The 7396-nt window shown below is 68.4% G+C and carries 9 protein-coding genes and 1 pseudogene; 4 read left to right on the forward strand and 6 right to left on the reverse strand.

Features of this window, described 5'->3' with window-relative positions; all coding sequences use genetic code 11:
* A partial coding sequence (locus A5673_RS03625) for a DUF2993 domain-containing protein (protein ID WP_068227196.1) occupies positions 1-576 on the forward strand: 576 nt, incomplete at its 5' end.
* Between the two features lie 3 nt (positions 577-579).
* Here A5673_RS03625 and deoC read toward each other — a convergent pair.
* The 6 genes and pseudogenes from deoC to A5673_RS03655 all read right to left on the reverse strand — a co-directional run bounded on the left by deoC (position 580) and on the right by A5673_RS03655 (position 4825).
* Complete coding sequence (deoC, locus tag A5673_RS03630) at positions 580-1257, reverse strand: deoxyribose-phosphate aldolase (protein ID WP_068227198.1); 678 nt, start codon at positions 1255-1257, stop codon at positions 580-582.
* Positions 1257-1673 carry a DUF2599 domain-containing protein gene (locus tag A5673_RS03635; protein ID WP_068227200.1) on the reverse strand — a complete coding sequence of 139 codons (417 nt, stop codon included), beginning with the start codon at positions 1671-1673 and terminating at the stop codon, positions 1257-1259. The genes deoC and A5673_RS03635 overlap by 1 nt, the downstream gene beginning before the upstream one ends.
* 4 nt (positions 1674-1677) lie before the next feature.
* A complete protein-coding gene (locus A5673_RS03640) occupies positions 1678-1941 on the reverse strand; it encodes a DUF2516 family protein (protein WP_082958525.1) in 264 nt (87 codons plus the stop codon).
* A gap of 149 nt (positions 1942-2090) precedes the next feature.
* Complete coding sequence (gene hbhA / locus A5673_RS03645) at positions 2091-2681, reverse strand: heparin-binding hemagglutinin HbhA (protein WP_068227207.1); 591 nt, start codon at positions 2679-2681, stop codon at positions 2091-2093.
* A gap of 307 nt (positions 2682-2988) precedes the next feature.
* Positions 2989-3397, reverse strand: a pseudogene (locus A5673_RS03650) (helix-turn-helix domain-containing protein); the annotation flags it as partial.
* Between the two features lie 84 nt (positions 3398-3481).
* Positions 3482-4825, reverse strand: a complete 1344-nt coding sequence (locus A5673_RS03655; RefSeq protein ID WP_369806460.1) for a DUF445 domain-containing protein — start codon at positions 4823-4825, stop codon at positions 3482-3484.
* Between the two features lie 133 nt (positions 4826-4958).
* Here A5673_RS03655 and A5673_RS03660 point away from each other — a divergent pair, with 133 nt between their 5' ends.
* The 3 genes from A5673_RS03660 to A5673_RS03670 all read left to right on the forward strand — a co-directional run.
* Positions 4959-5660, forward strand: coding sequence for a TetR/AcrR family transcriptional regulator (locus A5673_RS03660; protein ID WP_068227202.1), 702 nt, complete (start codon positions 4959-4961; stop codon positions 5658-5660).
* A gap of 12 nt (positions 5661-5672) precedes the next feature.
* Positions 5673-6683 (forward strand): prenyltransferase, encoded by a 1011-nt coding sequence (locus A5673_RS03665; RefSeq protein ID WP_068227203.1) that lies wholly within the window; start codon positions 5673-5675, stop codon positions 6681-6683.
* A 143-nt stretch (positions 6684-6826) separates the two neighbouring features.
* A partial coding sequence (locus tag A5673_RS03670; RefSeq protein ID WP_068227206.1) for a class I SAM-dependent methyltransferase occupies positions 6827-7396 on the forward strand: 570 nt, incomplete at its 3' end.

The raw sequence follows: 7396 nt of genomic DNA on the forward strand, positions 1-7396 counted from the left end.
TTCGGCGTGACGCCGCTGATGCTGTGGCAGCAGATGACCAAGCACTACACCAACATCTCGGTGCAGACCGCCGGCAACAACATCCGCGACGCCAAGGGGATGAAGCTCAACCTGAACATCCGCGACGTCCGGCTGCAGTCGAGCGCCAACTCGAAGGGCACCATCGGCTCGCTGGACGCCACCATCAGCTGGACCAGTGACGGCATCAAGCAGTCGGTGCAGAACGCGATCCCGGTCCTGGGCCCGTTCGTCACCAACAGCGTGACCACCCACCCGGCCGACGGCACGATCGAGCTCAAGGGCATGCTCGACAACATCACGGCCAAGCCGGTGGTGGCCGGCAACGGGTTGGAGCTGCAGATCGTCAGTTTCAACGCGCTCGGCTTCACCATGCCGAAGGAGTCGGTGCAGTCGACGCTGAACGACTTCACCGCACAATTCACCAAGAACTACCCGCTGGGCATCCACGCCGACAGCGTGCAGGTCACCGATACCGGTGTCCAGGCGCACTTTTCGACGCAGAACGCCAGCATTCCGAACGACAACACCAACGACCCCTGCTTCGCCCACCTCTGACGGCTAACTAAGCCCGTCCAGCACCACCCGGGTTCCCGAGAGACCGAGCCGCGTCGCGCCGGCGTCGACCATCGCAAGCGCATCGGCGACGGTGCGGATGCCGCCGCTGGCCTTGACACCCAGCCGTCCCCCCACGGCCTGCGCCATCAGGGCGACGGCCTCCACCGACGCCCCGCCCGCGGGGTGAAACCCGGTCGAGGTCTTGACGAAGTCGGCGCCGGCGTCCTCGGCGGCGCGGCACACGTCGGTGAGCGTGCGCCCGCCGTCCCGGCCCAGCAGCACCGCGGACTCCACGATGACCTTGAGCACGGCCCCGGGCGCCGCGGCACGCACCGCCTCGATGTCGGATCGCACGGCGAGGAGTTCACCGGCCACCGCGGCACCGACGTCGATGACCATGTCGACCTCGCCGGCACCGCACGCCACGGCCCGCGCGGCCTCGTGCGCCTTGACGTCCGGCAGGTGCTTGCCCGACGGGAAACCGACCACCGCGGCCACCGGCATCGCGGCGCCGGCAGCCATCGCGGCAGGCACCATCGACGGCGAGACGCACACCGCGTACACGCCCAGTTCGGTGGCCTCGGCGACCAGCGCCGCGACGTCGGCGCGAGTGGTCTCGGGTTTGAGCAAGGTGTGGTCGATCAGGGCCGCCAGCCGGGCCCGCGTGGGTCGCCCCGCCACTAGAACGCTTCTTCGGGGCCACCGGGGTTGCATCCGGTGGCCACCATCTCGGCGTCGTCGACCACCGGGCGCCAGGGCTCCAGATTCCAGCTGGCCTTGCCCGGTTGCGCCAGCTCGGCGAACTGCCAGTGGCAGACGAACTGCGCGCGCATTCCGGCGGTACCGGCGTCCGGCGACAGCGCGAGCACCTCGGCCCAGGCCTCGTCCGCGTCCGTCGCGACGAAGGGCGGCCTGGCGGCCAGCCGGCCCGAGGGTGTCGGAAAGACCCGCAGGCTGGGCAAGCCGCGCCAGTGCGCCCACTCGGTGTGCTCGATGAAAGGAGGTGCGGGGCTCGCGTCGGCACGAGCGAGCGTCGCCGCCGGCGGCGAGCCCAGCAGCGCGACCGCCACCGCCGGCGCGGCCAGCAGCGCTCTCATGGCGCTAGCGCGACTTACCCTGAATCTCCAGCAGCTTGGGCCGCACGTCGACCAGGTACACGCCGGCCGCGCAGGCGGCAATCGCCATCCCGAGCACGCCGAAAACGAAACTCAGCAGCGATGTCAGCAGCACCGCCAGGCCGAGGATCACCAACCACACCGGCTTGGTCAGCTTGTCGGCGGCGGTATAGGCGTCGGGCCGCTGCAGGGCTGCGTGCACAAACGCGTACACCGCCGTCAGCGCGACGGCGATCTGCAGGGCGAACATGACGATGGTCACGGCGTGGGTCACGCATCAAGGGTATGCGTGCCGCGCGTAAAACGTCGACTCCGAGTCGCCCGCCAGCGGGTCGGCACCCGATGGACGGGCAACTCGGAGTCGAGTGTCACGGCATCGAGGGTCACCTCGGCGCCGAACTACTTCTGGGTGACCTTCTTGGCAGACGCCTTCTTGGCCGGAGCCTTCTTGGCGGCCGCCTTCTTCGCGGGCGCCTTCTTGGCCGGAGCCTTCTTGGCCGGGGCCTTCTTGGGCAGGTCGATGCCGACCAGCTTGGCCGCCCGCTCACCGACCGCGCGGGTCTGCGACGCGACGGTGCCGAGCGCCTCCTGGGTCAGCTCGACGGCCTGGTCCACGTAGCCCTCGGCGCGCGCCGATGCGTCCTCGAAGGGCCGCTGGCTGCGCAGCCGCTCCAGGGCGGACTCGCCGCGCTCGACCAGCTCGTTGTACCGGCTGGTCGCGGCCTCCAGGTAGCCCTCGGCGGCCTTGCGCAGCTCGTCCGAGGTGAACCGCTCGCGCAGCTCGGTGAACTGCTCGGGCAGGTCCTCCTGGAGCTTCGACAGGCGCGCGCGGCGCTCCTCGACCCGGCTGCGGGTCTCGGTGCGGGTCTCTTCGGCACGCTCACGGATGTTGGCGATCAGGTCGTTGACCGTGGCCAGGGCCAGGTCGGCGGCGCCCAGCGCGGCCAGCAGCGGGGCCCGCAGGTCCTCAACGTTCGTGTTTTCAGCCATGGTGTTTCCTTTCATAATTTCTTTGTTATCGGGGTTACTACCTGTTGATCTGGAAAAGGGGGCAAGTGTCGGCTCCATGACGGAGTAGTCAAGACCCGCGGATTGACGTGGCACTCAACTTGCCGGGGAAACCTCCTGATTGGTCGGGTCGGCTGATCGAGTTCGCATCGCGGTCAGTCACCACCCGAGGTCCGGACATCACACCCCTTCCCCTGGGTAACCAGGCGGCCCGGCGGATATACGTCGGGCGGCCACTGGCGCGATGCAAAAGCCCCTCGTCGGCCGGCGGCCGACGGCGTAGCGGGCGATCACTCGTCGCTGTCGGATTCGCTCGGACACTCCTCGAAAATCGATTCGTTCTGCTGGGTGAATGACGCGTAGATCTCCAGCAGGATCTGCTTCTGACGCTCGGTGATCGACGTGTCGGTGATGATGGCGTCGCGCACCTGACTTTTGTCGCTGGGCTCGAGGATCCCGGCCCGCACGTAGAGCACCTCGGCCGACACCCGCAGCGCCTTCGCGATCTGGCTCAGGACGTCGGCGGACGGCTTCCGCAATCCGCGCTCCACCTGGCTCAGGTAAGGGTTGCTGACACCCGACCGCTCGGCGAGTTGGCGCACCGAAACCTGCGCGTTCTCCCGCAGATCCCGGATGAAGCTGCCGATGTCGGAAGCCGCGGTGGTCACCTTGGCGGAGAGCTTCTCCTCCGGCGGCATCGCGTACTCCCTGGGTTGGGCCTCATCCTTACGCGCCCCAGCGTACGGCCAAGTGCTTGCTATTGCAAGCACTTGTTAGCACCCCTAGAAAAGCAGCTGCGCGACGGCGTAGATGATCAGCCCCGCCAGGGACCCCACGACGGTGCCGTTGATCCGAATGAACTGCAGGTCACGCCCGACGTGCAGTTCGATGCGCCGGCTGGCCTCCTCGGCGTCCCAGCGCTCGATCGTGTCGGTGATGATCGCGGTGATCTCCACCCCGTACTGAGAAACCAGGTGCTGGGCCGCCCGCACGATCCAGTTGTCGACCTTGTCGCGCAGCTCGGCGTCGTCGCGCAGCGACTCCCCGATCCGCACGACGGTGTCGGCGATGCGGGTGCGCAGCGTGCTGGACGGATCGTCGACCCCCTCGAGCACCAGCCTTTTCAGCGTCCGCCAGGCCGTTGCCGCGGCGTCGGCGATCTCGTCGCGCGCCATCAGCTGTTCCTTGACCGCCTCGGCCCGCGCGATGGTCTCCGGGTCGTTCTGCAGGTCGTCGGCGAACTCGAACAGGAAGCGCGTCGCCGAACGGCGCAACTCGTGGTCGGGGTTGCGGCGGACCTTGTCGGTGAAGTCCATCAGCTCGCGGTGGATTCGATCACCGACGAGATGGTCGATGAAGCGCGGCGACCAGCCCGGCGAGTCCCGCTCGACCACCCGCTGGATGACCTCCCCCGCGTTCAGCGACCACTGGAACGCCCGGTCGGCCAGAAGCTGGATCAGGGCCTCCTGGCGGTTCTCGGCCAGCAGGGTGGACAGCATGCGGCCCACCGGCGGACCCCATTGCGGTTCGGCGATGCGGCGCACGATCATCCGGTCGATCACCTGCTGGACGTCCTCGTCGCGCAGCAGCTCCACGAGCACCCGCAGCACCGTCGCCGTCTCGCTCGCCACCCGCGCGGCGTGCGCGGACTCCGAGAGCCATTTCCCGAGCCGGCCGGGCACCTGGGCGTCGCGCAGCTTCGTCTCGACGACCGGCGGCGACAGGAAGTTCTCCCGCACGAAGGTCCCCAGACCCTCGCCGAGCTGGTCCTTCTTGCGCTTGATGATCGCGGTGTGCGGAATCGGAATGCCCAGCGGGTGCTTGAACAGCGCGGTGACCGCGAACCAGTCGGCCAGCGCGCCCACCATGCCGGCCTCCGCGGCCGCCCCGACGTAACCGACCCACGCCGCGGTGATGGCGTGGGCCTGGGCCCAGCGACAGGCGAGGAACAGGCCGGTGGCGCCCACCAGGAAACTCAGCGCGACCAATTTCATCCGGCGCAGTGCCACCCGCCGCTGCGCATCGGCCTCCGGATCGGCGCCGGCGAAGGATTCGGCCAGGGACGGTCGCGCCGCCGACGGCGCGGGGAAGACCTCGCCCGGGTGTGAGGCTCTGTGTGCCACCACACCATCATGTATTGCCGCGCGCGGTTAGTGTTACCGCCCTGCTTACGGACCCCGCGCCCGCGCAGCCCATCCGGCAAAACGGGGTCCGCAGGCCGTATTATCGGGGGCGACTATCGAGTGGGAAGCGGCGAGAGTGGCAGAGCGGATCCCGGCTGTGACCGTCAAGACGGATGGTCGCAAGCGGCGTTGGCACCAACACAAGGTGGAGCGCCGCAACGAGCTGGTCGACGGCACGATCGAGGCGATCCGCCGGCTCGGCCGCTTCCTGAGCATGGACGAGATCGCGGCGGAGATCGGCGTCTCCAAGACCGTGCTCTACCGCTATTTCGTGGACAAGAACGACCTGACCACTGCGGTGCTGATGCGGTTCACGCAGACGACGCTGATCCCCAACATGGCCGCGGCACTGTCGTCGAAACTGGACGGCTTCGACCTGACCCGCGAGGTCATCCGCGTGTATGTCGAAACCGTGGCGGCCGAACCCGAGCCGTACCAGTTCGTGATGGCCAACAGTTCGCCGACCAAGAGCAAGGTGATCGCGGACTCCGAGCGAATCATCGCCCGCATGATCGCGGTGCTGCTGCGCCGCCGCATGCGTGAGGCGGGGATGGACACCGGCGGCGCGGAGCCGTGGGCCTACTTGATCGTCGGTGGGGTGCAGCTGGCCACCCACTCGTGGATGTCGGACCCGCGGATGAGCGCCGACGAGCTGATCGACTACCTGACCATGCTGAGCTGGAGCGCGCTCTGCGGCATCGTCGAGGCCGGCGGGTCGCTGGAGAAGTTCCGTGGACAGCCGCATCCCTCGCCGATCGTGCCGCCGCGAGAGCCATGAGGTGGCGCCGGAATGCCTGACGTGAGCATGGGCTCACGGCTCAGGTCGTGGGCGTACGCGCTGCGCACCACCAACCCGCCCCCGGACGGGCCGGTCGACGCCGTCACGCGGTGGCTGGTGGTCACCCGCGCGGCGGTGCTGCCGATGACCCTGGTCTCCGGCCTGGTCGCGGCCCTGCTGGCGATCGGCAAGCCCGGGCTGGACTGGCGCTGGCTGGCGCTGGCCGTGCTCGGCATCACGCTGGCCCACACCGCCAACAACCTGATGAACGACCTCTACGACACGCGGGTCGGCACCGACAGCGCCACCTACCCGCGCGCGTTGTACGCCCCCCACCCGGTGCTTTCCGGGCTGATCAGCCGCCGCACGCTGGGGCTGGCGATCCTGCTCGTCAACGTCGCCGATCTGGCGATCCTCGTCACCCTGACGTGGGCGCGCGGCTGGCCCGTGGCCGGCTTCGCGCTGGCCGGCTTCGCCCTCAGCGTCGCCTACACCGCGCCGCCGCTGCGGCTGAAGAAGCGCGGCCTCGGCGAACCCGACGTCTTCGTCGTGTGGGGCCCGCTGATGGTGTGCGGCACCTTCTACTCCGCGGTGGGCTGGGTGAGCTGGGACGTCGTGCTGGCCTCGCTGCCCTACGGGCTGTTGTGCACGACGGTGCTGATGGGCAAGCACATCGACAAGATTCCCTACGACGCCCCGCTGGGCATCCGGACGCTGCCCGTGCTGCTCGGCGAGGCGCGCGCCCGGGCGGTCACGCTCGGCATGATGGTCGGCTTCTACACGCTGGTGGGGGTGGCCGTGGTGGCGGGGGCGATGCCCTGGCCCGCGCTCGTGGTCGCGCTGGCGCTGCCCCGGCTGGCGAAGGTGTGGCCGCATTTCCGCCGACCGAGGCCCGACGAGCCGCCGCCGAAGTTTCCCGTGTGGCCGCTGTGGTACGCCGCGCTGGCCTGGGTGCACGTGCGCCAGGCCGGCGCGCTGCTGGTGGTGGGGCTGGCGGCGGGCGCCGTGTTGCGCGTGTTGTGACCGGGATGTGACGTAGAGCCAAGCTTCGCAATGCGACTTGGACGGCCTTAACGGCTAGCATGCAGGGGATGCATCGGGGGTGAACCGGGCGCTAGGCCGCACGCAAGCCCGGGAACCCGAGATACAGAAAGGCCCAATTTCTCATGTCTGTGCAGCTCACGCCGCATTTCGGGAACGTGCAAGCGCACTACGATCTTTCCGACGACTTCTTCCGGCTTTTCCTGGACCCCACCCAGACCTACAGCTGCGCATACTTCGAGCGCGACGACATGACGCTCGAGGAAGCCCAGTTCGCCAAGATCGACCTGTCACTGGGGAAGCTCGGGCTCGAGCCGGGCATGACGCTGCTCGACATCGGCTGCGGCTGGGGCGGAGCGCTGCAACGGGCGATCGAGAAGTTCGATGTCAACGTCATCGGAATCACGCTCAGCCGCAACCAATTCGAGTACAGCAAGGCGAGGCTGGCCGCTATCCCCACCGAGCGCACCGTCGAGGTCCGGCTGCAGGGCTGGGAGGAGTTCGACGACGAGGTCGATCGGATTGTCACCATCGGCGCCTTCGAAGCGTTCAAGGCCGAACGCTGGCCCGCGTTTTTCGAGCGCGCCTACGGCATCCTTCCCGACGATGGCCGAATGTTGCTGCACACGATTCTCGCGCACTCGCAAAAGCAAATGCACGAGCGCGGGATCTCGCTGACCATGCGCGACATTCGA

The sequence above is a fragment of the Mycobacterium sp. E3198 genome, assembly GCF_001667015.1.
In the GTDB taxonomy this organism is placed as follows: domain Bacteria; phylum Actinomycetota; class Actinomycetes; order Mycobacteriales; family Mycobacteriaceae; genus Mycobacterium.

Excerpts from the sequence above, each read along its gene's own strand:
- A5673_RS03640 (WP_082958525.1), bottom strand. The coding sequence starts at position 1,941 with ATGTTCGCCCTGCAGATCGCCGTCGCGCTGACGGCGGTGTACGCGTTT.
- A5673_RS03635 (WP_068227200.1), bottom strand. The coding sequence starts at position 1,673 with ATGAGAGCGCTGCTGGCCGCGCCGGCGGTGGCGGTCGCGCTGCTGGGC.
- A5673_RS03665 (WP_068227203.1), top strand. The coding sequence starts at position 5,673 with ATGCCTGACGTGAGCATGGGCTCACGGCTCAGGTCGTGGGCGTACGCG.
- hbhA (WP_068227207.1), bottom strand. The coding sequence starts at position 2,681 with ATGGCTGAAAACACGAACGTTGAGGACCTGCGGGCCCCGCTGCTGGCC.